This window comes from Sporosalibacterium faouarense (genome assembly GCF_016765695.1).
Lineage (GTDB): Bacteria > Bacillota > Clostridia > Tissierellales > VENL01 > Sporosalibacterium > Sporosalibacterium faouarense.
This window is the reverse complement of sequence record NZ_JAETGO010000068.1, coordinates 1-24484: the sequence shown is the minus strand read 5'-3', so window position 1 is coordinate 24484 and position 24484 is coordinate 1. Positions and strand designations below refer to the sequence as shown.

General features: G+C 32.4%; 23 protein-coding genes. 22 read left to right on the top strand and 1 reads right to left on the bottom strand.

Features of this window, described 5'->3' with window-relative positions:
• Positions 1-84 precede the first annotated feature (84 nt).
• The 14 genes from JMO20_RS13005 to JMO20_RS12940 all read left to right on the top strand — a co-directional run bounded on the left by JMO20_RS13005 (position 85) and on the right by JMO20_RS12940 (position 14394).
• Positions 85-846 (top strand): vWA domain-containing protein, encoded by a 762-nt coding sequence (locus JMO20_RS13005; RefSeq protein WP_202710118.1) that lies wholly within the window; start codon positions 85-87, stop codon positions 844-846.
• 70 nt (positions 847-916) lie between these two features.
• A complete protein-coding gene (locus tag JMO20_RS13000; protein WP_202710117.1) occupies positions 917-1813 on the top strand; it encodes a protein kinase domain-containing protein in 897 nt (298 codons plus the stop codon).
• 73 nt (positions 1814-1886) lie between these two features.
• Positions 1887-3281, top strand: coding sequence for a tRNA lysidine(34) synthetase TilS (gene tilS, locus JMO20_RS12995; RefSeq protein WP_202710116.1), 1395 nt, complete (start codon positions 1887-1889; stop codon positions 3279-3281).
• Positions 3282-3332: 51 nt separating this feature from the next.
• Positions 3333-3869, top strand: coding sequence for a hypoxanthine phosphoribosyltransferase (hpt, locus tag JMO20_RS12990; RefSeq protein WP_202710115.1), 537 nt, complete (start codon positions 3333-3335; stop codon positions 3867-3869).
• An 89-nt stretch (positions 3870-3958) separates the two neighbouring features.
• Positions 3959-5857, top strand: coding sequence for an ATP-dependent zinc metalloprotease FtsH (ftsH, locus tag JMO20_RS12985; RefSeq protein ID WP_202710114.1), 1899 nt, complete (start codon positions 3959-3961; stop codon positions 5855-5857).
• Positions 5858-6005: 148 nt separating this feature from the next.
• Positions 6006-6398 (top strand): thioesterase, FlK family, encoded by a 393-nt coding sequence (locus tag JMO20_RS12980; RefSeq protein ID WP_202710113.1) that lies wholly within the window; start codon positions 6006-6008, stop codon positions 6396-6398.
• 722 nt (positions 6399-7120) lie between these two features.
• Positions 7121-8800, top strand: a complete 1680-nt coding sequence (locus JMO20_RS12975; protein ID WP_202710112.1) for an acyl-CoA mutase large subunit family protein — start codon at positions 7121-7123, stop codon at positions 8798-8800.
• A 44-nt stretch (positions 8801-8844) separates the two neighbouring features.
• Entirely contained in the window at positions 8845-9243 is a 399-nt protein-coding gene (locus JMO20_RS12970; RefSeq protein ID WP_202710111.1) for a cobalamin-dependent protein, read from the top strand.
• A 26-nt stretch (positions 9244-9269) separates the two neighbouring features.
• A complete protein-coding gene (gene meaB / locus JMO20_RS12965) occupies positions 9270-10205 on the top strand; it encodes a methylmalonyl Co-A mutase-associated GTPase MeaB (protein ID WP_202710110.1) in 936 nt (311 codons plus the stop codon).
• A gap of 102 nt (positions 10206-10307) precedes the next feature.
• The gene (gene mce, locus JMO20_RS12960) at positions 10308-10706 is read left to right on the top strand and encodes a methylmalonyl-CoA epimerase (RefSeq protein WP_202710109.1); all 399 of its coding nucleotides are present in this window, start codon (positions 10308-10310) and stop codon (positions 10704-10706) included.
• Between the two features lie 69 nt (positions 10707-10775).
• On the top strand, positions 10776-12323 hold the full coding sequence (locus JMO20_RS12955; RefSeq protein WP_202710108.1) for an acyl-CoA carboxylase subunit beta: 1548 nt from the start codon (positions 10776-10778) through the stop codon (positions 12321-12323).
• A gap of 31 nt (positions 12324-12354) precedes the next feature.
• Complete coding sequence (locus tag JMO20_RS12950; protein ID WP_202710107.1) at positions 12355-12732, top strand: OadG family protein; 378 nt, start codon at positions 12355-12357, stop codon at positions 12730-12732.
• Positions 12733-12759: 27 nt separating this feature from the next.
• Entirely contained in the window at positions 12760-13182 is a 423-nt protein-coding gene (locus JMO20_RS12945) for a biotin/lipoyl-containing protein (RefSeq protein WP_202710106.1), read from the top strand.
• Positions 13183-13326: 144 nt separating this feature from the next.
• The gene (locus JMO20_RS12940) at positions 13327-14394 is read left to right on the top strand and encodes a sodium ion-translocating decarboxylase subunit beta (protein WP_279380134.1); all 1068 of its coding nucleotides are present in this window, start codon (positions 13327-13329) and stop codon (positions 14392-14394) included.
• Between the two features lie 186 nt (positions 14395-14580).
• Here the strand turns inward: JMO20_RS12940 and JMO20_RS12935 are convergent, their stop codons facing one another.
• Complete coding sequence (locus JMO20_RS12935; RefSeq protein ID WP_202710104.1) at positions 14581-15552, bottom strand: arsenic resistance protein; 972 nt, start codon at positions 15550-15552, stop codon at positions 14581-14583.
• 257 nt (positions 15553-15809) lie between these two features.
• On the opposite strand from JMO20_RS12935, the gene JMO20_RS12930 reads away from it, so the two are divergent.
• From JMO20_RS12930 to lysS, 8 genes are all read left to right on the top strand, one after another.
• The gene (locus JMO20_RS12930; protein WP_202710103.1) at positions 15810-16796 is read left to right on the top strand and encodes a biotin--[acetyl-CoA-carboxylase] ligase; all 987 of its coding nucleotides are present in this window, start codon (positions 15810-15812) and stop codon (positions 16794-16796) included.
• A complete protein-coding gene (locus JMO20_RS12925) occupies positions 16789-17751 on the top strand; it encodes a P1 family peptidase (protein WP_202710102.1) in 963 nt (320 codons plus the stop codon). Before JMO20_RS12930 ends, JMO20_RS12925 begins: the two co-directional genes overlap by 8 nt.
• Before the next feature lie 138 nt (positions 17752-17889).
• Positions 17890-18660, top strand: a complete 771-nt coding sequence (locus JMO20_RS12920; RefSeq protein WP_202710101.1) for an ECF transporter S component — start codon at positions 17890-17892, stop codon at positions 18658-18660.
• 32 nt (positions 18661-18692) lie between these two features.
• Complete coding sequence (locus JMO20_RS12915; protein WP_481133360.1) at positions 18693-19469, top strand: type III pantothenate kinase; 777 nt, start codon at positions 18693-18695, stop codon at positions 19467-19469.
• Positions 19470-19685: 216 nt separating this feature from the next.
• On the top strand, positions 19686-20663 hold the full coding sequence (gene dusB, locus JMO20_RS12910; RefSeq protein WP_202710099.1) for a tRNA dihydrouridine synthase DusB: 978 nt from the start codon (positions 19686-19688) through the stop codon (positions 20661-20663).
• 219 nt (positions 20664-20882) lie between these two features.
• Complete coding sequence (locus JMO20_RS12905) at positions 20883-21782, top strand: hypothetical protein (RefSeq protein WP_207753502.1); 900 nt, start codon at positions 20883-20885, stop codon at positions 21780-21782.
• Positions 21783-22001: 219 nt separating this feature from the next.
• Positions 22002-22478, top strand: coding sequence for a transcription elongation factor GreA (gene greA / locus JMO20_RS12900; RefSeq protein WP_202710097.1), 477 nt, complete (start codon positions 22002-22004; stop codon positions 22476-22478).
• A 20-nt stretch (positions 22479-22498) separates the two neighbouring features.
• On the top strand, positions 22499-23977 hold the full coding sequence (gene lysS, locus JMO20_RS12895) for a lysine--tRNA ligase (RefSeq protein ID WP_202710096.1): 1479 nt from the start codon (positions 22499-22501) through the stop codon (positions 23975-23977).
• Positions 23978-24484 lie beyond the last annotated feature (507 nt).

Genomic DNA, 24484 nt, shown 5'->3' with positions numbered 1-24484 from the left:
ACCCTAGAAGAGACCAGAAATGGTCTCTTTTTTGAATACAATCCCTAATATTGGAAATAATCATTAGAAGAATGGAGGGATAATATGGAGAAAGAAATTGAATTAAAACAAATTATACTAGCTACAGATGGTGAATCAAATGTAGGTGCAGACCCAATAGACGTCGCAAAGGATATCCATAATAAGGGAATTACAATAAGTACTATTGGCATAATAGACAATAATAAGAGTGAAAAGCCCTTAGCTGAAGTACATAGCATAGCAGAAGTAGGAGGAGGGATATCTGAAATAACAAACATTGAGAACTTCTCAAGAACTATGGAAATGGTTACTCAAAAATCAGTATACAAGACAATAGAACATGCAGTTAATAAAGAATTAAAAGAAATTCTCGGTACTGAATTAAAGGATACACCACCACAAACAAGGAATCAGATTACAGAGCTAATTGATAAATATGGTGAAGAAGTTGATCTTAAGTGTTGTGTAGCAATAGACTGTAGCGGGAGTATGACGAATAAGATTAATATTGCTAAGAATAGTGTGTTGAATTTATTGAAAGTTCTGAAAGCAAGAAAAGGCAGGGCAGAAATTGCGGTGATTGGATATCCTGGTAGTAATAAAATAAAGCCTACTATACTTTGTCCATTTACAGAGAAAATAGAAGATTTAGAAAGAGGGCTACAAAAGATTAAGACAGGAGGAATTACACCAACAGGAGACGCATTAGAATGGGCATCAAGATTACTTATGGAAGGAAACTGGGAAGAAGATAGAATAGATTCAGTAACTAGCGAGGATAATAGGGACACAGAAGAAGGTATATTGGAAAGTAATATTATATAACATATAACGGGAAAGACTGTAAAGGCTTAAAGGAGTTTTTACAGTCTTTTTAAAGGAGAGCGTAAATAAGGTGATAGAGTCAATTAAAGATATTACAGGAAAATGGAACAAAAATAGGTACAAAGTAATTAAAAAAATCGGTCAAGGTGGAACTGGAGTAATTTTAAAGGTAAAAGATGAAAATGGATGCATAAAGGCAATTAAGATTAGTGAAGATATAAGTTCAATTACTAGAGAATATAATACTTTGAAAAGATTTAATGGATTAAAAGGAATAGTAAAGGCTTATGAATTAGACGATTATATCCACAATAATAAGATTTTATATTTTTTTGTAATGGAATTTATAGAAGGAAAAAACTTAAAAGAGTATATGAAGCGCTCACGAGTTAAGATAAAAGAAATATTAGGAATAGCATTGATTATAATAAAGATGATAAACGAGATAAGTAACAAAGGATATATATATACTGATATAAAATTAGAAAATATTTTAATTGATAGCAAGGATAATAGAATTGTTTTTATAGATTTTGGTGGAGTGATAGAGAAAGAATGGGGTATAAGAGAATATACACCTGCTTATAATATGATATCTTGGGGAATGAAAAAAAATTATAATCATAATGATGGAACCGTATTTGCTATAACTATGTTAGTTATTTCTATGATCTTAAAAAAAGAATTCAACCCATTAACAGATAAATTGCAAGAGGTATATAAAGAATTAAATAGGATAGATATTAATATTCATATAAAAAAAATAGTAATAAGAGGTTTGAATCTAGGATATAGGGATACAAGTAAGTTTGAGAAGGATATCAAAGATGCAATTATATCTATTAAGCACAATGATATTATTGCTAATGATAACAGGTTGAAAAGTTTCAACCTAGTTAATATAGTTTTCTTTTCTAGCATAAGTATTTTTATATTAACCCTAATATTAGGAGTTAGTTTGACTTAAATAAAGGATATATGTATATAAATATAGAAAATATTTTAAGACAAAAATCATATATTTAGGAATAGGTGGTAAAATGAAAGAGAGAGTTATTGATGCTGTAGTAGAAAATAATTTGATTAAGAAAGGCGAGAATATATTACTAGGGCTATCTGGAGGACCAGACTCCATGGCTTTACTATATATCTTAAAGGACATCAGAGAGATTATCCCATTTAACTTACTAGCAGCCCATATAAATCATGGGATAAGAGGTGAAGATGCAGATAATGATGAGAATTATGTAAAAGACCAATGTAATAAGTTAAACATTCCAATTTATTCCCAAAAGATTAATATGAATAAATATGCTAAAAAGAATAAGTTATCATCTGAAGAGGCAGGAAGAGAAATAAGATATAGCTTTTTTAGAAAAACTTTAGATAATATTGGTGGAGGAAAAATTGCTGTCGCTCATAACAAAAATGACCAGGCAGAGACCTTGTTGATGAGATTTTTAAGAGGTACTGGAATAGATGGACTAAGAGGAATGGAATATGCAAGTAATGACATTATAAGACCTTTGTTAGATATTAGTAGAACTGAAATCGAAAAATATTGTAGAGAGAATGAAATTAATCCAAGAATTGACAAAACAAATTTAGAAGCTATTTATGGACGTAATAAGATAAGGCTAGAACTTATACCGTATATTGAGAATAACTTTAATCTTGGAATAATTGAAACACTAACAAGAACAGCAAGGGTTATGCAAACAGAAAGTGATTTCTTATCAGAATATACAAAAGAGCAATTCAGTGAAATATTGATAAAAGAAAATAGGAATAATATAAAATTACATAATAATAAGTTTATTAGGCTTCATAAAAGCATTCGCTCTCGAGTTATAAGAATGGGTATTGAGAGATTGAAAGGTAATCTCAAGGGAGTTGAAGAAAAGCATGTTTCCGATATACTTGATTTAAGTAATAGTGAGAATACGGGAAAGAGAATCAATATAGGTAACAACATAAATATTAGGATTAGTTACAAACAATTAATAATTGAAAAGAATGATAAGTTAAAAGGGAAGACTGAATTTCATGAGAATTTGTATTTAAAAAGCAAATTAAATATTGAAGAATTAGATATGACAATAGAAGCAAAGGTTATAAATAAAGAAGATTTAAATTTTAATTCTAAAGATAGGTTTATAAAATATTTCGATTATGATAAAATTAATGGTGACTTGTCTGTAAGGAATAGAAACCCTGGTGATAGGTTTATTCCTCTAGGTATGAAGGGAAGCAAAAAAATAAAAGATTTCTACATTGATGAAAAAATACCTAGAGAGGACAGAGATAGAATACCCTTAGTAGTTGATAATAAAAACATTATATGGGTTGTGGGGTATAGAATTAGTGACATATACAAAGTTACTGAATGCACCAAGAGAATTTTAGAAATCAAAGTTTCACAAAATGAATATTAAATCTAGCACAAATTAAAAAGGACAAACAACATAAGCCGAGGAGGTAAGCAATTGAAGGATTATATTAAGAAGATACTTATTACGTCAGAAGAAATAGAAAGCAAGGTTAAAGAGCTAGCAAATGGAATAACTAATGATTATAAAGACAAGGATCTTGTTGTTATCGGTGTACTAAAAGGTGCAGCAGTTTTTATGTCAGACTTAATTAAATACATAGATGTTCCTTTGACTATGGACTTTATTGCAGTTTCTAGCTATGGAAGGTCAACTGAATCCTCAGGAGTTGTAAAGATGATAAAGGATTTAGAAGAAAGTATAGAAGGAAAAGATGTATTAATAGTAGAGGATATAATTGATACAGGACTTACATTGAGCTATCTAATAGAAAATTTAAAATCAAGGGGTCCTAGAAGTGTAAGAATATGTACGCTTCTCGACAAGCCTGAAAGAAGAAAAGTGGATGTGAAGGTAGATTATATGGGATTTAAAATTCCTGATGAGTTTGTAGTTGGCTACGGAATAGACTTTGCTGAGAATTATAGAAATTCTCCTTTTATTTCTGTGGTAAAAGAAGAGTGCTATAAATAGTGATTTCTATATGAATTGTTTTTTTTGCACTTATATGTTAGAATATATTGATATGATAAAAGAGAGATGTCATGGGAGGAGGACTATAATTGAGAAGGTTTTTTAGGAGTATAAGTTTTTATTTACTTATATTCATTGTGATAATACTAGTTGTTCAATTCATGGGAAGAGATGTAGAACAACCTAAAGAATTAAATATAACTGAATTAGTTAAGGAAATAAAGAATGATAATATAAAGAGCATGACTTCTGTAGATAATGGTGAGGTAAGAGGACAATTTAGAGATGGTAAAGCCTTTACTTCGTTTATATCGGAAGATGCGAAGTTAAGCTTCTATGAGAATTATTTAAAACAACCAGTGGATGATGGTCTTATTCAATATGGTGGGGAGCCACAACCAACTACTCCATGGTTCTTACAAATGTTGCCTACTATATTTATTGTGCTGATATTTGTTGTTTTCTGGTTTGTATTTATGCAACAGTCCCAGGGTGGAGGAAGCAGAGTAATGTCCTTTGGGAAAAGTAAGGCTAAGCTTCATAAGGAAGATAGTAGCAAGAAGATTACTTTTGAAGACGTTGCGGGATTAGAAGAAGAAAAGGAAGAGCTAGAAGAAGTAGTAGACTTCTTAAAGAATCCAAAGAAGTTTATTGAATTGGGAGCAAGGATACCGAAGGGATTATTGATGGTTGGACCTCCTGGTACAGGTAAAACCTATTTATCTAAAGCAGTAGCAGGAGAAGCGGGAGTACCATTCTTCAGCATAAGTGGTTCTGATTTTGTTGAAATGTTTGTTGGTGTTGGTGCTTCTAGAGTTAGAGATTTATTTGAAAATGCGAAGAAGAGTTCCCCATGTATAGTGTTTATAGATGAGATTGATGCTGTAGGGAGAAGAAGAGGCGCTGGTCTTGGTGGAGGACATGATGAAAGAGAGCAAACTCTAAATCAATTGCTAGTAGAAATGGATGGATTTGGTGAGAATGAAGGTATCATTATAATAGCAGCAACAAACCGTCCTGATATATTAGACCCTGCACTTTTAAGACCAGGTAGATTTGATAGACAGGTACATGTAGGTGTACCAGATATTAAGGGTAGAGAAGCTATCCTTAAGATTCACACAAGAGGTAAGCCACTATCCGATGATGTTGACTTAACTGTTGTAGCAAGAAGAACAATTGGATTTACTCCAGCAGATTTAGAAAATCTTTTAAATGAGGCTGCATTGTTATCTGCTAGAGAAGATCTTAAGAAGATACCAATGAGATTAATTGAAGAAGCAATAACTAAGGTAGTAGCTGGTCCTGAAAAAAGAAGTAGGGTAAGAAGTGAAAAAGAAAACAAGCTTACAGCCTTCCACGAGGCAGGTCATGCTGTGGTTTCAAGGTTATTGCCAAATATAGATCCAGTTCATATGGTAACTATTATGCCGAGGGGTAGAGCTGGTGGATTTACTATGAATCTTCCTAAAGAAGATAAAAGCTATATGTCAAAAACTCAGATGGAAGAAGAAATTGTTGTTCTTTTAGGTGGTAGAGTAGCAGAAAAACTGGTACTAGAAGATATTAGTACTGGAGCTTCTAATGATATAGAGAGAGCTACTAAAATAGCTAGAGCTATGGTAACTCATTATGGAATGAGTGATAAGCTTGGACCTATGACTTATGGAGAAGATGACAATGAAGTGTTTATTGGTAGGGATTTAGGAAGAAGTAAAAACTATAGTGAGCAAATTGCTGCTGAAATAGATAACGAGATGAGACAAATAGTTGGTACAGGATATAATAAAGCTGAACAATTATTAACTGAGAATATGGATGTACTTCACAGAGTAGCAGATGCCCTATTAGCTAAAGAAACATTAAATGCTGAGGAGTTTGAGAAGGTATTTAAAAATGAAACTATTGATTATGATATAAATACAGATTTTGATATAGACAATAGTTTTGAAGAAGATAATGATGATAATTCACAAGAAGATAACTAAAATAGAATTAATTCAATTAATATAACCAGCCTTTTAAAAGGCTGGTTTGTTTTTTCTATTATTATGTTATAATAATGATGATATGTCATTAAGGAAATTTTACAGTATCGTTCTAAAATTTTCTCTATTAATTAAGTGAGGTGATTATGTGGATTTTAAATTAAGAGAAGGAATGGAAGCAACTGTTGAAAAAATCGTAACTGAAAATGATACTGCTGCTAAATTCGGTAGTGGAAATATCAGAGTTTATGCTACACCAATGATGATAGGTTTAATGGAGAATAGTGCTTTAACTGCTGTTGATAAGGAATTAGGGGAGGAATATGCTACAGTTGGAATACATGTAGACATAAAGCATTTGGCTGCAACACCAGTTGGTATGAAGGTTACAGCAACGGCAAAGCTGAACAAAGTTGAAGGTAAAAAGTTATTTTTTGATGTAGTAGCATATGATGAAGAGAAGAAAATAGGTGAAGGAACTCATTCTAGATATATAATTAATGTGAAAGACTTTTTAAATAAAATTGAAAAAAATAGTTAATGATAATAATAGAATTTAAAGACTGCTTGATATAGAATCCTACTCTTTATAAAAGATAATTTGGCATATCAAGTAGTCTTATTTTGTTTAAGTGATGTAATGTCAAAGTGAATTTTGTAATAGGATATTAAAAAATAATATTAGAATAGAAAGTGGTTATTATAAACATAACTAGTGGGAAAAAATAATAAATTTTTAAAAATAAGATTAAATATGAGCTCAGATGGACCAAGCAAGAACGAATAAAAATTAGATGCAAGACTTTGGTTTTAATATTTCAATATTTCATTAACTTATCATTAAATATAGGGATAAAATGACTTGATAAGACGCAAATGGATCTCTATCTTGCAAAACTATATCTGAATAATGATTATGTAATTTTAGCAATTTTAATCATATATTTTGTTTAAATATTAATAAAAATTAATAATCAAAAAATTTTCATTATTCAATGGAAGTACAGTTAATGATATGTTAAAATGCTTAGTAGGAAACAAGGATAAAAGACTATTTAATTAACATAATATTGGAAACAATGTAATATGTAGAAAAAAGTCAAATTAATATTGCAAATTTTCTTATTATATAATAGTCTATATTTGGATGTAATTCGAGCTTAAGAATCATTAGGCAAACTACATAGATGGTTGTAAATACCTTAAGGTTTTTATGTAGGTGCCTATAAAATTTGGTCTATTTGAAAATAAGGAGGCTAAAAAATGTTTGATAAGGAAAGGCTAGACCAGATACAACAGTCTAAGAAGGATTGGGAAGATAAAGTTCTCAATAAGACTCTGGAAAAGTTTCCAGAAAGACAGGATGAGTTTCAAACTGGTTCAGGAGATAAAATCGAAAGACTATACACTCCAGAAGACATTCAAGGAATTAACTACGACGAAGAAATAGGTTACCCAGGGCAATATCCGTACACTCGTGGGGCACAGCCTACAATGTACAGAGGTAGATTGTGGACAATGAGAATGTATGCAGGTTTTGCTACTGCAGAAGAATCGAACAAAAGATATAAGTACTTAATTGAACAAGGGTCTAAAGGATTATCCGTTGCATTTGACTTACCAACACAAATAGGGTATGATTCAGATCATTCTCTTTCTGCTGGAGAGGTAGGTAAGGTTGGAGTTGCTATTGATTCGTTAGCGGACATGGAAATTTTATTTGATGGTATACCTCTTGATAAAGTAAGTACATCAATGACAATAAATGCTCCTGCTTCTGTTTTATTAGCAATGTATATTGCAGTGGCAGAAAAGCAAGGGGTTTCAGCAGACAAATTAAGAGGAACTATTCAAAATGACATATTAAAGGAATATATAGCAAGGGGTACATATATATTCCCAACAGAACCGTCTATGCGATTAATTACAGACATATTCGAGTATTGTTCTGAAAGTGTCCCAAAATGGAATACTATAAGTATTTCGGGATATCACATAAGAGAAGCTGGCTCGACAGCTGCTCAAGAAGTAGGATTTACACTTGCCGATGGAATAGCATATGTTGATGCTGCAATAGAAGCTGGATTAGATGTGGATGCATTTGCTCCTAGATTGTCATTCTTTTTTAATGCACATAATGATTTACTTGAAGAAGTAGCTAAGTTTAGAGCTGCTAGAAGATTGTGGGCTAAGATAATGAAAGAAAGATTTGAAGCTAAGAGCGAAAAGTCAATGAGACTTAAATTCCATACACAAACTGGTGGATCTACCCTTACAGCACAACAACCAGATAATAATATAGTACGTGTTGCTATACAAACCCTTGCAGCAGTACTAGGAGGAACACAATCCCTACACACTAATTCAAAAGATGAAGCCTTAGCATTACCTACAGAAGACTCTGTAAGGATTGCTTTAAGAACACAACAAATTGTAGCCCATGAAAGTGGAGTAACTAATACAGTTGACCCACTAGCAGGTTCATACTATATAGAAGCTAAGACTAAAGCTATAGAAGAAGAAGCCATGAAATACATTGAGAAAATTGATGAACTTGGTGGAGCACCAAAAGCTATAGATTTAGGATATATACAACAAGAGATTATGGACTCAGCTTATGATTATCAAAGAGAAGTTGAAAGTGAGAAAAGAATAGTTGTAGGTGTTAATAAGTACAAATCAGAAGAAGAACCTCCAACAGGGTTACTCAAGGTAGATCCAGCTGTTGAAGAACTTCAAAAGAAAAAACTTCAAGAGCTAAAATCTAAGAGAGATAACGAAGAGGTTAATAATAGACTAGAAGCTTTAAGAAAAGCTTGCAATAGTAAAGAAAATGTTATGCCTTATATAATTGAAGCTGTAAAGGCATATGGTACTCTAGGAGAAATCTGTGGAGTAATGAGAGAAGTGTTTGGTGAATATCAACAATCAGTTAGAATATAAGTCATTGAACCATTTAACAATACAAACAAAAGGAGGAAAGTTAAGTGGATAGACCTATTAGAGTTATAGTTGCAAAGCCAGGATTAGATGGACATGATAGAGGTGCTAAAGTAATAGCTAGAGCATTAAGAGATGCAGGTATGGAGGTTATTTATACTGGATTGAGACAGACTCCAGAACAAATAGTTGCTGCAGCAATTCAAGAGGATGCAGATGTTATTGCAATGAGTATACTTTCTGGAGCCCATAATCACTTATTTCCTAAGGTTGTAAACCTTATGAAGGATCAGGGAGCAGATGACGTATTAATTTTAGGTGGAGGAGTTATACCAGAAGATGATATTCCAGGATTGAAAGAAGCAGGTGTGGAAGAGATATTTACACCAGGGTCAGCTACTCAAACAATTGTTGACTTTATTAAGAATAATCTTAAGAGAGACTAACAAAGGACACTTAGGTGGTGCTTGTTTTGGAATTAGAAAAAAGACTACTAGATGGAGATAAACGAGCTTGTGCAAGACTTATCTCCATGGTGGAGAATAACAACAAAGAAGCAATTTCATTGATTAAAAAACTATATAAACATACAGGTAATGCCCATGTAATTGGTATCACTGGACCGCCTGGTGGCGGGAAAAGTACTTTAACAGATAAACTAGTTAAGTCATTAAGAGATGAGGGAAAGAAAGTAGGGATTATAGCAGTAGACCCTACGAGTCCCTTTACTGGTGGCTCAATTCTAGGGGATAGAATAAGAATGAATGACTTATCTTTAGATCCAGGGGTATTTATTAGAAGTATGGGAACAAGAGGACACTTAGGTGGATTATCAAAAGCCACACAGGGAGCTGTAAAGATACTTGACATTTATGGATGTGATTATATCTTTATTGAGACTGTAGGAGTTGGGCAATCTGAAGTGGATATAGTTAGGACAGCGGATACTGTTTTAATGATTATGGTTCCTGGATTAGGTGATGACATCCAAGCTATTAAGGCTGGCACTATGGAAATTGGAGATGTTTTTGCTGTAAATAAAAGTGATTTATTCGGAGCATCAAAGACTGCTAGAGAAATAAAAACAATGTTAGAAATGAATCATAATATGGATAGAATTCCACCAGTGATGCAAGTAACAGCCCTTAAGAATGAAGGAATAAAGGAACTTTTAAATGAGATAAAAGGACATATGGAATATCTTAAGGAGAATGATAGATTAAATAAACGTAGGGAAAGCAATGCAAGAGCGGAGATTATTAATTTAATCGAAGAAGAAATATTAAGCTTAATTCTTAGAAAGAATGAATCAGTAGGAGTATTAGATGATATTTCTCAAAAGGTTGCTCTTCGTAATATGGACCCCTACACAGCTAAAGATGAAATTTTAAGAGCAATAGATCTATAAATTTTAACAATTTCTTATTTAAAGCTTAGGTGATATAAACTTAAGCTTTTAAGATAGATTGAGTCTTTGAATATATTCTCATGTATAGGAGGTATAATAAGAATGGTAAAAAAAGTTGATCATATAGGAATCGCAGTTAAAGATTTAGAGGAAACTCTAAAGTTTTACCAAGAAATACTTGGAATGGACCTTCAAGGGACTGAGATTGTAGAAGAGCAAAAGGTTAAGGTTGCATTCTTACCAATAGGAGATACAGAAGTTGAATTACTAGAATCAACTGATAAAGAAGGACCTATAGCAAAATATGTAGAGAAAAAGGGTCAAGGAGTTCAACATATTGCTTATAGAGTTGAAAATATCGAAAAGGCTATTGAGGAAATGAAAGAAAAGGGAATAAGAATGATAGATGAAAAGCCTAGATATGGTGCAGGTGGAGCTAAGATAGCTTTTGCTCATCCTAAAAGCACACATGGTGTTTTAATAGAGCTTTGTGAAAGATAATATAAAATCAAGTCATTAACTGAAGAAAAGCGCTTTCCTTAAGCGTTCTTAAAGTAAAGGAGGGGAATTATGGCAACAGAAAAGATAGAACAATTACGTGCCACCAAAGAATCAATAAGAATGGGCGGTGGTGAAAAGAGAATAGAAAAGCAACATGCTAAAGGCAAGTTAACTGCAAGAGAAAGAATACATCAATTATTAGATGAAGGTAGCTTTATAGAAGTTGATGCTTTTGTTGAGCACAGATGTACAAATTTTGGAATGGAGAAGAAAAAGGCTCCAGGTGAAGGTGTAGTTACTGGATACGGTACTGTAGACGGAAGATTAGTATATGTGTTCGCTCAAGACTTCACAGTAATAGGTGGATCTCTTGGAGAAATGCATGCAGCTAAGATTTGTAAAGTACAAGAGATGGCTATGAAGGTTGGTGCCCCTATAATAGGTATAAATGATTCTGGTGGAGCTAGAATACAAGAAGGAGTAGACGCGTTATCAGGATATGGGAATATATTCTATAACAATACTATAGCCTCTGGAGTAGTTCCACAAATATCAGTAATTATGGGTCCTTGTGCCGGTGGAGCAGTTTATTCACCAGCATTAACAGACTTTATATTCATGGTAGATAAGACTAGCAATATGTTCATAACAGGTCCTGCAGTTATCAAAACTGTAACTGGTGAAGATGTTTCTAAAGAAGAATTAGGTGGAGCAATGACTCATAATAAAGTAAGTGGTGTTGCACACTTTATGACTAATAGTGAAGAAGAATGTATTAATGACATTAAAAAGCTAATTAGTTTTTTACCTTCAAATAATATGGAAGATGCACCTATTTTTGAACCTCAAGATGATATGAATAGGTTAAGTGAAAGACTAAATGAAATAATACCTGAAAATGCTAATAAACCATATGATATGAAGGATGTTATAGCTGAAATAGCAGACGATGGAGATTTCTTCGAGGTACAACCATACTTTGCACAAAATATTATAACAGGATATATAAGATTAAATGGACAATCAGTTGGTGTAATTGCAAATCAGCCAAAAGTATTAGCAGGATGCTTAGACATAAGTGCATCAGATAAAGCAGCGAGATTTATCAGAACCTGTAATGCATTTAATATTCCATTACTTTCATTAGTTGATGTACCAGGGTTCCTACCAGGTGTTAGCCAAGAATATGGTGGAATTATTAGACATGGTGCTAAGATGCTATATGCTTATTCAGAGGCTACAGTGCCTAAAGTTACTGTAATTTTAAGAAAAGCTTATGGTGGAGCATATATTGCAATGTGTAGTAGACACCTTAAAGCAGATGTTGTATTGGCATGGCCTACAGCTGAGATTGCTGTAATGGGACCAGAGGGTGCTGCTAACATAATCTTCAAGAGAGATATTGAAAATTCAGATGATGCATTGGAAACAAGAGCTGAAAAGATAGCAGAATATAGAGATAGAATTGCTAATCCATATGTGGCTGCGTCAAGGGGATATGTTGATGATGTAATTGAACCTATGGCTACAAGACAGAGATTAATAAGCTCATTTGATATGTTAGCAACTAAGAGAGAGAGTAGACCATCCAAGAAACATGGTAATATGCCACTTTAAAATCATGTTGATAATAAAAGAGGTGATATAGTTGTTTAATAATTTGACAGATATTTCTATACCAGAAGCATTACTCATAACTGTTTTTAGTATGGGGATAGTATTTGCCGCCCTATTGATTATTGACTTAATACTTCAGGGTTTCAGATCTTTATTTTATAAAGGTAAGAGGCAAACTAAAACTAGTAAAACAAATGTTGTTATTAAAAATGATAAAAAAACAATGGAACAGGATAGAGTTACTGAAAATACTGATTCTGATGAAGAAGAGTTGGTTGCGGTTATTGCCGCAGCTTTAGCTGCTAGTTTATCAAGACCTGTTTCTGATATAAAAATTAATAAAATAAGACGTGTAGGTCAAGAGACATCTGTATGGTCAAAAGCAGGAAGACTTGAACAGATGAACTAATCATATTTTTATAAGGGAGGCATAATGATGAAAAAATATAAGATTACTGTAAACGGAAAAGCTTATGAAGTTGAAGTTGAGGACTTAGGAGGTTCTGGAGTAAGTGCCCCAGCACAAGTTACAACGCAATCTACACCAGTGGCAAAACCAGCATCTAAGCCTGCTACACCAGCACCTAAGGCGGCATCAAAGCCAGAGCCTAAAAAGGCAGAAGCTCCAAAGGCTGTACCACAAGGAGCGGAAACTGTGGAAGCTCCAATGCCTGGAACGATTTTAGATATCAAAGTAAGTGAAGGGGATTCAGTTACAGAAGGACAAGTTTTAGTAATATTAGAAGCTATGAAAATGGAAAATGAAATAGTAGCGCCGAGAGCTGGAAAGGTAGCAGCTATAAACGTTACAAATGGGGCTTCAGTTAACGCAGGAGATACACTAGTATCCTTAGGATAGTTAAAACAAACCTGGAAAGAGAGGTAAACTTAAATGTTATTTGATATACTTCATAAGTTTTGGGACAGTACAGGCTTTAAAGCCCTATTAGATTCATTCTTTAAAGTAGACAACCCTATAGAAATCCTCCAAAGTCCTTTAATTATGATTTTGGTTTCATTTATACTACTTTATTTAGCTATAAAGAAACAATTTGAACCATTATTATTAGTGCCTATTGCATTTGGTATGTTATTGACTAATTTACCTATGGCAGGATTAATGGATAATGACGGATTGCTACACTATCTATATATGGGAACTAAGCTTGGTATATATCCTCCAATAATTTTCTTAGGAGTAGGTGCAATGACAGACTTTGGACCATTGATTGCGAATCCTAAAAGTGTATTATTAGGTGCAGCAGCACAGTTTGGAATTTTCTTTACTTTTATTGGAGCAGTACTAATAAGTAAAATGGGAATACCTGGCATTGGATTTACTGGACAAGAAGCAGCTTCGATAGCAATAATTGGTGGAGCAGATGGACCAACGGCATTATATTTAACTTCTCAGTTAGCAGACCATTTACTTGGACCTATTGCCGTGGCAGCATATTCTTATATGGCACTAGTTCCGATAATTCAGCCACCGATAATGAGATTCTTTACAACTGAAGAAGAGAGAAAAGTTAAGATGGAACAGCTTAGACCTGTATCTAAAACAGAAAAAATAATTTTCCCAATAGTTGTTGCTACATTCTGTATATTACTATTGCCTTCAGCAGCACCATTAGTAGGTATGCTTATGTTTGGTAATCTAGTTAGGGAATGTGGAGTTGTTGAAAGACTTTCAAATACAATTCAAAATGAATTAACAAATATAGTAACAATATTCTTAGGAATTACTGTTGGAGCTACAGCAAAGGCTGAGGTGTTCTTGCAAGGACAAACAATAGCCATAATAGTACTTGGATTGCTTGCCTTCTCAGTAGGTACTGCAACAGGAGTTTTATTTGGTAAGATTATGCATAAGGCTACAGGTGGTAAGGTTAATCCACTTATTGGAGCAGCTGGAGTTTCAGCGGTACCGATGGCAGCTAGAGTGGTACAGAAAGAAGGACAAAAAGCTAATCCTTCTAACTTCTTATTAATGCATGCTATGGGACCTAATGTTGCAGGAGTTATAGGATCAGCCGTTGCTGCAGGGATACTATTATTATTCTTTTCATAATTAACTATTAATTGTGAAATTAGTTAAGAAAAGAAATGTATAGTAAAATCTATTGGAAGATTGTATTTGATTTATAAATATACAATTTCCTTAATTAACAAAAATTATTAAGATAAATATTTTAAAATAAGAGATGTTAGACAAGGGGGTAGATGGAAATCCATCTACCCCTTTTAGGTGAAAAAATTAATGATAAGAATAGTTATAGTTATAATTTTGATTATTCAATACTTGCATATAAAAGGCTGCAAGAGGGACTTGTATAATATATCCTAGTGCTATTATAAAGACTGCTAAGCTTTGGCCAAAGCCTGAGAGACTAAGTGCTAAGGCGATTGTAAGATTTCTCATAGTTGTACCGTATACTAAAGCTATCTTATTCTCTCTATTCAATGATTTTCTGCCTATAAAGATGCTTAGTATTAGCAAGCCTCCATAATATATAGTCAAAGGAATAATTGAATAAAGAACAAGACCACCTTGATTTATTATTGTCTTACTCTTTAAGGCCATTGCTATAAAAACAATCAGCAAAACACCTATAGAACTAATGGCTGATAGATTTGGTTTAATTGCTTTGAAACCATCATTTCCTATCTTTGATAAAATGATTCTTCTAGTTATATCCCCAAGTATCAGTGGAATAACTACTACCTTTAATAGATTAAGAATTATTGCCATGGTATTTATACTGATTACTTTTCCTAGAAAAATATTCATATAAAAAGGTATTAAAATAATAGATAGTAAAAGATTAGCAGACATTATTAATATAGCTGATTTCATATCGCCTTTAGCTAATCCAGTCCAACTAGCAGTCATTCCACTGGTTGGAATTACTGATATTAGCATTAATCCAACCATTAACATAGGGTAGTTTGAAAAAAATAATTTTCCTAGAAGGAAAGCTAATAATGGAGATGCTATAAAATTAATAGTTATACTTAGTATGATAGTTTTTGGCTTAGCTAGTCCTTTGAATAAATCAGTTATTTTAAGATTAATCATCATCGGGTAAATCATCAGAAATAAAGTAGGAGTAACTAAAATCTTTAGAAAAGAAAGATCATTAAAACTACCTAAAGAAATACCGAAAAGCATCATACCTAGGATAAAAAAAGGAAGTTTTGATTTTATTAAAAACAACGCTTTTGACATAATACCACTCCTCAAATTTATTATTAATTCTTTATATATAATATACGCAAACTCACATATACTATATACCCCTATATGGTATAATAAAAAACTAAATTTGTAAAGTATGTAATAATTAAGTTCATTACAAAATAAAGGAATAATGGAACATTTTAATATATAATCTTGAAATGTTTGAACTATGGTGATAAGCTTTGATATAGAAAAGATAAAAATTTAAAATCCCTATACACTAGCGTATAGTTAGGAGGAATTTTATGAAAGAAAAAGTGCTTAACATGCTTAAAGAAAATAAAAAAGGCTTTATTTCTGGGCAAAAGTTGAGTGAAATACTAGGGGTGAGTCGTACTGCTGTTTGGAAGGTAATCAATCATCTTAGAGATGAAGGTTATGATATAGAATCAGTTTCCAGAAAGGGATATAGACTTAAAGTATCACCAGATATATTGACACAAGGAGAACTAAATAGACTATTGAATACTAATATAATTGGGAATAAGATAATACATTTTGATTCAATAGATTCAACGAATACATATGCTAAGGAATTAGCTTCTCGACAAGAAAAAGCGGGTACTGTAATTATTGCAGAGGAGCAAACTGCAGGGAAGGGAAGATTAGGTAGGAATTGGACATCTCCTAAAGGAAAGGGCATTTGGATGTCATTAATCTTAAAGCCAGACATAGATCCAACTGACGCTGCGAAAATAACACAAATAGGAGCAGCAGCAGTATGTGAGGCAATTAGAGACATGGGAATAGAAGCTTATGTGAAATGGCCAAATGACATTATTCTTAATAATAAGAAGGTATGTGGTATATTAACTGAAATGAGTGGAGAATTAAATACTATAAATTATATAGTTATGGGTATAGGTATAAATGCAAACATAGATTCCACAGAATTTCCTGATGATATTAGAAAGATAGCTACATCCTTAAAGGAATACCATAGAGAAGAAATAGACAGAAAGCATCTAGTTGCATCTATACTTAATAGATTTGAGGATTTATATAAAGAGCTTATAGATGAGAATAGTATAAAAAGGTCAATAAAAATATGCAAAGATTCATCAATTCTTCTAGGGAAGCAAGTAAGAATAATATCAAGACATAAAGAAGAACTAGGTAAAGCAATAGATATAACTGAGAATGGTGAGTTAATTATTGAAAAGGAAAATGGAGAAGTAGAGAAAGTAATTTCTGGAGAGATATCTGTTAGGGGGATAAATGGATATGTATAAAGGAAGTATAACAGATGTACAGGGAATAAAAGTAGGCCACGCACAGAATAATGATGCTATGACAGGGTGTACAGCAATCATTTGTGATAAAGGTGCCACTGCAGGTGTTGATGTTAGAGGTGGAGCTCCAGGCACTCGGGAAACAGATTTATTGAGACCAGAAAATATGATTGATAAAATTCATGCAGTTGTCCTTGCAGGAGGAAGCGCATTTGGATTAGACGCAGCATCGGGAGCTATGGCTTTCCTAGAAGAAAATGATATAGGATTTGATGTTGGAGTAACTAAGGTTCCAATAGTAACTAGTGCAGTAATTTTTGATCTTACCATTGGGGACTATCGAGTAAGACCAGATTATAAAATGGGATATGAAGCTTGTAGAAACGCTACCAGCGAAGAAACTAGACAGGGGAATATAGGTTGTGGATTAGGGGCTACAGTAGGTAAGATATTAGGAGAGAAAAGTGTAATGAAATCGGGTCTTGGAACTGCAAGCTTAAATATAGGAGATTTATGGGTAGGTGCTTTAGTAGTTGTAAATTGCTTTGGCGATGTATTTGACTATAAATCCAATGAGCAGCTTATAGGAGCGATAAATAAAAAAGATAATCAGTTTATAAATACTTATGAAATAATGAAAAATAAAGATAAGCTTAATTTTAGTGGTCAAAATACTACTATAGGCGTGGTAGCCACTAATGCTAAGCTTACTAAAGCTGAAGCAAATAAAGTGGCTCAACTAGGGCAAAATGGACTAGCTAGATCTATCAATCCTATACATACTATGCTAGATGGAGATACTATATTTGCCATTTCAACGGGAGAAGTGGAAATAGACATAAACTTAGTAGGGACTTTGGCATCAGAGGCTGTATCTATGGCTATATCAAATGGAGCTAAATCAGCAGATGGTTATGGGGCAATACCATCATGGAAAGACTTAAAAAAATTGTAATAGGTATTGCACTAGAAAAGTATAACTGTTAAAATTAGTAAAGAATAAGCTAGTATCATTTTTGAGCTAGACTATTTTAATAATAGATAAAAAAATCGTCTGATACCCTAATAAGGGATTAGAACGGAGGGATGGAAAATGAATAATGGAAAGAAAGAGAGAGCTCTTTCAACTAGGAAAATGGCAATTATAGGTGTACTTGGGGGTATATCAATGTTATTGGGATTAACTCCCTTGGGGTTCATACCAGTAGGACCCACTAACGCAACTATAATGCATATTCCAGTGATTATAGGAGCAATAATTGAAGGTCCTATAGTTGGAGCTATGGTTGGATTGATATTTGGGATATTTAGTTTGATTAGGGCCTTTACGGCACCTACAGTAATATCACCAGTATTCTATAATCCACTAGTATCTATATTGCCAAGAGTCTTAATTGGAATAAGTGCATTTTATTCCTACGCTCTTTTTAAAAGACTTGGTAGAAAGACTTCTAAGGTTACATTAGTGCTTATTTGGGGTGGAACACTATATTTCTTAACTAGAACTTTAATGTCCCAAATAAATAAGTATACCCAAGGTGATTTAGGAATATGGTCACTTTTCTTGACTTTAGGGTTAATAATATTAGCAATACTTATTGGGATACTATCCTATAAGAAACTTAAAAATCAAGCCTTAGAGGTTGTAATATCTGCAGCTTTAGGAACACTAACAAATACAGTCGGTGTTCTAGGTATGGTTTATATATTATATGGTAGATGGTTTGTAGAAAAAATAGGTGGAGATATTACAAAGGTAGGAAAAGCAATAATTGGAGTAGGGATAGCTAATGGTATTCCAGAAACGATTGTGGCGATGCTTATAGTAACTAGTGTAGTTATGGCTATAAAGAAAAAGGTTTAAGAAGGTTAATTACTTTAATATATGATAAGAAGGTGAACTGTTTGATTTTAGTATTTGATGTAGGGAATACAAATATAGTTTTGGGTGTTTATAAAGGTAAAGAACTCATAAAGTTTTGGCGAGTTTCCACAGATAAGAATAAAACCTCTGATGAATATGGAGTTTTAATAAATGAATTATTTAGATACAGTGGATTAGACCTTTTGGACGTAGAAGCAGTAGTTATATCTTCCGTTGTACCATCACTTATGTATTCATTGCAAGCTATGACTATTAAGTACTGTGATAAGGAGCCTTTAATAGTTGGGCCTGGTATAAAAACTGGAATGAATATTATGATAAATAATCCTAAAGAATTAGGTGCTGATAGAATTGTAAATGCTATTTCAGCTTATGAAAAATATGGTGGTCCTATAATAGTAGTGGACTTCGGTACTGCCACGACATTTTGCGCAATAACTAAAAATGGAAACTACCAAGGGGGAGTCATAACACCAGGTATTAAAATATCTAGTGATGCTTTGTCTCAAAGGACAGCTAAATTACCTAAGGTTGAGTTAACTACTCCTAAGAGTGTAATCGGCAAGAATACAGTAGCTAGTATACAGTCTGGACTAGTATATGGATATGCAGGTTCAGTCGATTCTATAGTAAGTAGAATGAAGGGAGAAATTGAAGGGGAAGTTAAAGAGGTTGTTGCTACAGGTGGATTAGCTACCCTTATAGCTAGTGAGACCGAGACAATAACAAAAGTTGATAAACTACTCACCTTAGAAGGACTAAGGTTAATATACGAAAGAAACAAGTAGCCTTAGTTGCTACTTGTTTTTTCGATTAGCGTAAATGCGAATATAAAATAGGAGATAAATAATAATATATAGTGCTAATCAAGATTAACTGTTCTAATAGGATAGCTCAAACTTTAATTTTTCTAGGAAGTTATGAATCAGAATTCTATACAATGCAGCTTAAAAATTAATTGCGAAATTTCTTAACTGATAAGAACTAAAGAGAGGAAGTGAGGAATGAAAATAGGAAATATTACTTTAGATAACAATGTCTTTTTAGCCCCTATGGCAGGAATATCTGACATGTCCTATAGAATAATATGCAAGGAAATGGGCGCTGGGCTAGTTTATACTGAAATGGTAAGTAGTAAGGGATTATATTATAATGATGAAAAAACAGAACGACTAATGCGGGTATCAGAAGGAGAAAGACCAATTTCTTTACAAGTTTTTGGTTCTGATCCAGATATAATGTCTAAGGTGGTATATGAGCATCTAAATAATCGAGAAGATATAGATATTATTGATATAAATATGGGTTGTCCTACTCCTAAGATAGTCAAAAATGGTGACGGAAGTGCATTAATGAAAAATCCAAATTTGGTTGGCAAGATAATTAAAGCTATGGTTAAGGTATCTAATAAGCCAGTAACTTTTAAGATAAGAAAAGGATGGGATGACAATAGTATAAATGCCATAGAAATTGCTAAGATAGGGGAGCAATCAGGAGGAGCTGCCGTAGCAATCCATGGTAGGACTCGAGAAGAATTTTATAGTGGAACAGCAGATTGGAATATCATTAAGAATGTTAAGGAACAAGTGTCAATACCTGTGATAGGTAACGGAGATATATTTACACCTGAAGATGGTAAGAAAATGATAGAATATACTGGCTGCGATGGAATTATGATTGGTAGGGGATGTAGAGGAAACCCCTGGATATTTAAAAGAACAGTAGGGTTAATTAAAGATAATAAGAGCTTACCAGAACCAAGTAATAAAGAGCGAATAGAAATGGCTTTAAAACATCTAGATATGATTACTTCTATAAAGAAAGAGTTTGTAGCAGTTAAGGAGATGAGAAAGCATATTGCTTGGTATATTAAAGGTATGAAATATTCAGCAGAAATGAGAAATAATATTAATTCAATATCAGAGAAGTCTGAACTGGTGGATGTACTTAATCAATACTTAGAAAAGATTGAACCTAATTAATCGTAGTGTTTAATTATATTCAATAATGTTAGATAGAAGAGAAAATTTCTAATGATAGTCATACAAATTTAATGATAATCATATAATACATAATACATTTAGGTGTAATCTATGAAAGGAGGGGAAGAATGTCTGGGTGAATTCCTTTATATTTTAAATCCTATACAATATAATAAGTATATTGCAACAACAAAGTTTAGATTTTTACCTAATAAGCTATTGTTTAAGTTTGAGGGGAAAATAAGTCCTAAAGTTGTGTGTGAATATTATTTAAAGGATCAAAAGGAACCTTGTGGCTATGGTTTAGGGATTTCACTAATGGATAAAAAGAAAATCGATGGAGATTCTATAAATAGAATTATCTCAGGTATAAAAACTATTGAAGAAAATAATATAAATAGAATTCTTTTTGATGAGTATTATATATTAGAAAAGGATATGATTAAAGAAATAGAAGGAGAATATAATCTCTCGATTCCTAATGGTAGAGAAGTGTTATTAAAACTATTATATGAAGCTATTTCAAAAGTGTCTAAAGAAGCTAATATTAATACAAATGAAAAAGAAGTGCTAATAATTGGAAAAGATAATGAAGCTACTAGAAAAATCATATTAGACTTAGCAAAAGAAAGTAAGTATATAAGCTTAATAGGAAATAACGAAGAATATATGAATCAAATACATAATGAGGCTTTAATTGAAACTGGATTGTCTATACATATGATAACTAGTATGAATAATAGCTTAGGTGGATATGACTTCATTATTAATTTTGATGAAAACCCTAATATTAGAGTATCTGATATTATGAAAAAAACTATAGTATTCGATATAAGTACAAACAAAGATTTAAGTTATAGGATTAGACAGAAGAGAAGAGATGTACTAGTTATTAGTGATTTCATATTAAGAAACTCAAAGCAAATTAATTGTAGCAATAGTGAATTTCAATTGAAAGAAGAATTATCTTCAAATTTTTACTTAGGATTGGGAAAAGAAATATATATAGAAGATTTAAAAAAGATTAGGGTTGGGGATAAAGTATATACAGTAGAACAAGCTTGTGACTTATTTCTTTCTAGTAAAAAAAAGGCTGCAAATTTTTATGTAAAATATTAGTATTTTACGAAGATAAACTCTTGACAATAAAAGTTTACTAAATTAAAATAGGTAACATATAATGACGGATAAGCACCGTAGGTAATTATGGTGCTTATTATTTAAAGTAAAAAGCTTATAAACACATCTTTAGATGGGACATAAATATAGGGAGACAATATTTTAGCTATTGGTATAATTCTAAATATTTTCAAAATGAATGAAAAGGAGAGAGGTTAAGTGACTGAGAAAGAGTATTTACTTACGGCAGAAGGACTAAAGAAAATTGAGGATGAACTTGATGAACTGAAAACAGTTAAAAGAAAAGAAGTTGCCCAAAGGATTAAGGAAGCCTTAGCCTTTGGTGATATAAGTGAGAATTCAGAATATGATGAGGCTAAGAATGAGCAGGCCCAATTAGAAGAAAGAATAGCAAAATTAGAAAAGATGCTTAGAAACGCTAGAATTATTGATGATGAAGACATCCCATCAGATATAGTTAGTGTTGGTTCAAAAGTTAAAGTAAAGGATAAAGAATTTGATGAAGAAATTGAGTATACAATAGTTGGTTCAGCAGAAGCTGATCCTTATGAGGCTAAGATTTCTAATGAATCACCTGTAGGTAGAGCTTTGTTAGGCAAAAAAATTGGAGAAGTAGTAGAAGTTCAAGTGCCTGATGGAGTTATTGAATACGAGGTGCTAAATATAAGTAGATAGTTAATAGGAGGTATCAAAAGATGAGTGAGGAGAATAATCTTAATGAAATGCTCATACAGAGAAGAGAGAAATTACAGAAATTAAGAGAGCAGGGAAAAGATCCATTTAAAATTGAGAAGTACGATGTAACCCATAAGAGTCAATATATTGAAGATAATTTTGAAGAAATGGAAGGCAAGGAAGTAAGTATAGCTGGAAGAATTATGTCCAAAAGAGGACAAGGAAAAGTTGGATTCTATGATATACAAGATAATGAAGGTAGAATCCAAATGTTTGCCAAGGTTAATCTACTAGGTGAGGAAGTCTATGAGGATTTAAAAACTTATGACTTAGGAGATATCATTGGTGTTAAGGGTGAAGTTTTTAAAACTAAAAGAGGAGAAATTTCTATAAGAGCCAAAGAAGTAACATTACTTAGCAAATCTCTACAGATACTACCAGAGAAATGGCATGGATTAAAAGATCCAGATTTAAGATATAGACAGAGATATGTTGATTTAATAGTAAATCCAGATGTAAAAGATACTTTTATAAAGAGATCTAAAATTATTAAAGCCATAAAAGAGTTTTTAGATCAAAGAGATTTTATTGAGGTGGATACTCCAATATTAAACACCATAGCTGGAGGGGCATCTGCTAGACCATTTATTACTCATCATAATACTTTAGATATAGATATGTATTTAAGAATTGCAAATGAGTTATATTTAAAGAGGTTAATTGTAGGTGGATTTGACAGAGTATATGAAATGGGAAGAATGTTTAGAAATGAAGGTATGTCAATTAAACACAATCCAGAGTATACTGCAATTGAATTATATCAAGCATATGCTGATTTCAATGATATGATGGAAATTACTGAAAATGTTGTTGCCTATGCAGCTGAAAAAGCATTAGGTACAACTAAGGTTAGTTATCAAGGTCAAGAAATAGACTTAACTCCACCTTGGAAAAGATTAAGCATGGAAGATGCGGTAAAAGAATATGTAGGAATTGATTTTAATGAAATAGAAACAGATGAAGAGGCGTTAAAAGTTGCTAAGGAGAAACATATCGAAGTTAAGCAAGGTATGAAGAGAGGTCATGTTATAAACGCTTTATTTGAAGAATATGTTGAAGAACATCTAGTTCAACCTACATTTATTACACATCATCCAGTGGAAGTATCACCATTAGCTAAGCGTGATCCAGATGATCCAAGAAGAACTAAAAGATTTGAAGCTTTTATCAATACTTGGGAAATTGCTAATGCATTCTCAGAGCTTAATGATCCAGTAGATCAAAAAGAGAGATTTGAAGAACAGCTTAAGCAAAGGGAAGCTGGAGATGAAGAAGCTCATATGATGGATCTTGACTTTGTTAATGCTCTAGAAGTAGGGTTACCACCGACTGGTGGTTTAGGCATTGGAATAGATAGGTTGATTATGGTTTTAACTGATTCGCCATCTATTAGGGATGTAATATTATTCCCAACGATGAAACCTATAGATAGCAAATAATATCATATGTAAATATACAAAAATATAACTTGAAGTCATAGGGGTCTCCTATGACTTCTGTCATGTTTTTAATAAAATTAAAAATCATATTGAAAAAGAGCAAAATAATAATATATAATGGAAAGCGAATAATACTTTGGTATATTCTACGGATTTTCAGATAAATTATTTTTAGAATGTATAAAAAATATTTGACAGGGCAATATAATTGTGCTATAGTATTAAGAGTCGTCACGAAACGACAAGATTTTTGATAACTATAGAAGTTATTTAAATTAAAGATATAATGGTTTCTACCATTGTATTTGGCAGATTCAAAAAGGATGGAAAAAGGATGAATAGTAAATTGTAAAAAACATTTTAAAAAAATCCTTGACAAACTTAATCGAATTTGTTATAGTATTAAGAGTCGACAGCAAACAAGTCGGCGATAAAAGATTGAAGATGGTCTTTGAAAATTAAACAACGTAGAGATAAATTAAACACATGTAATACAATTTATTTCAA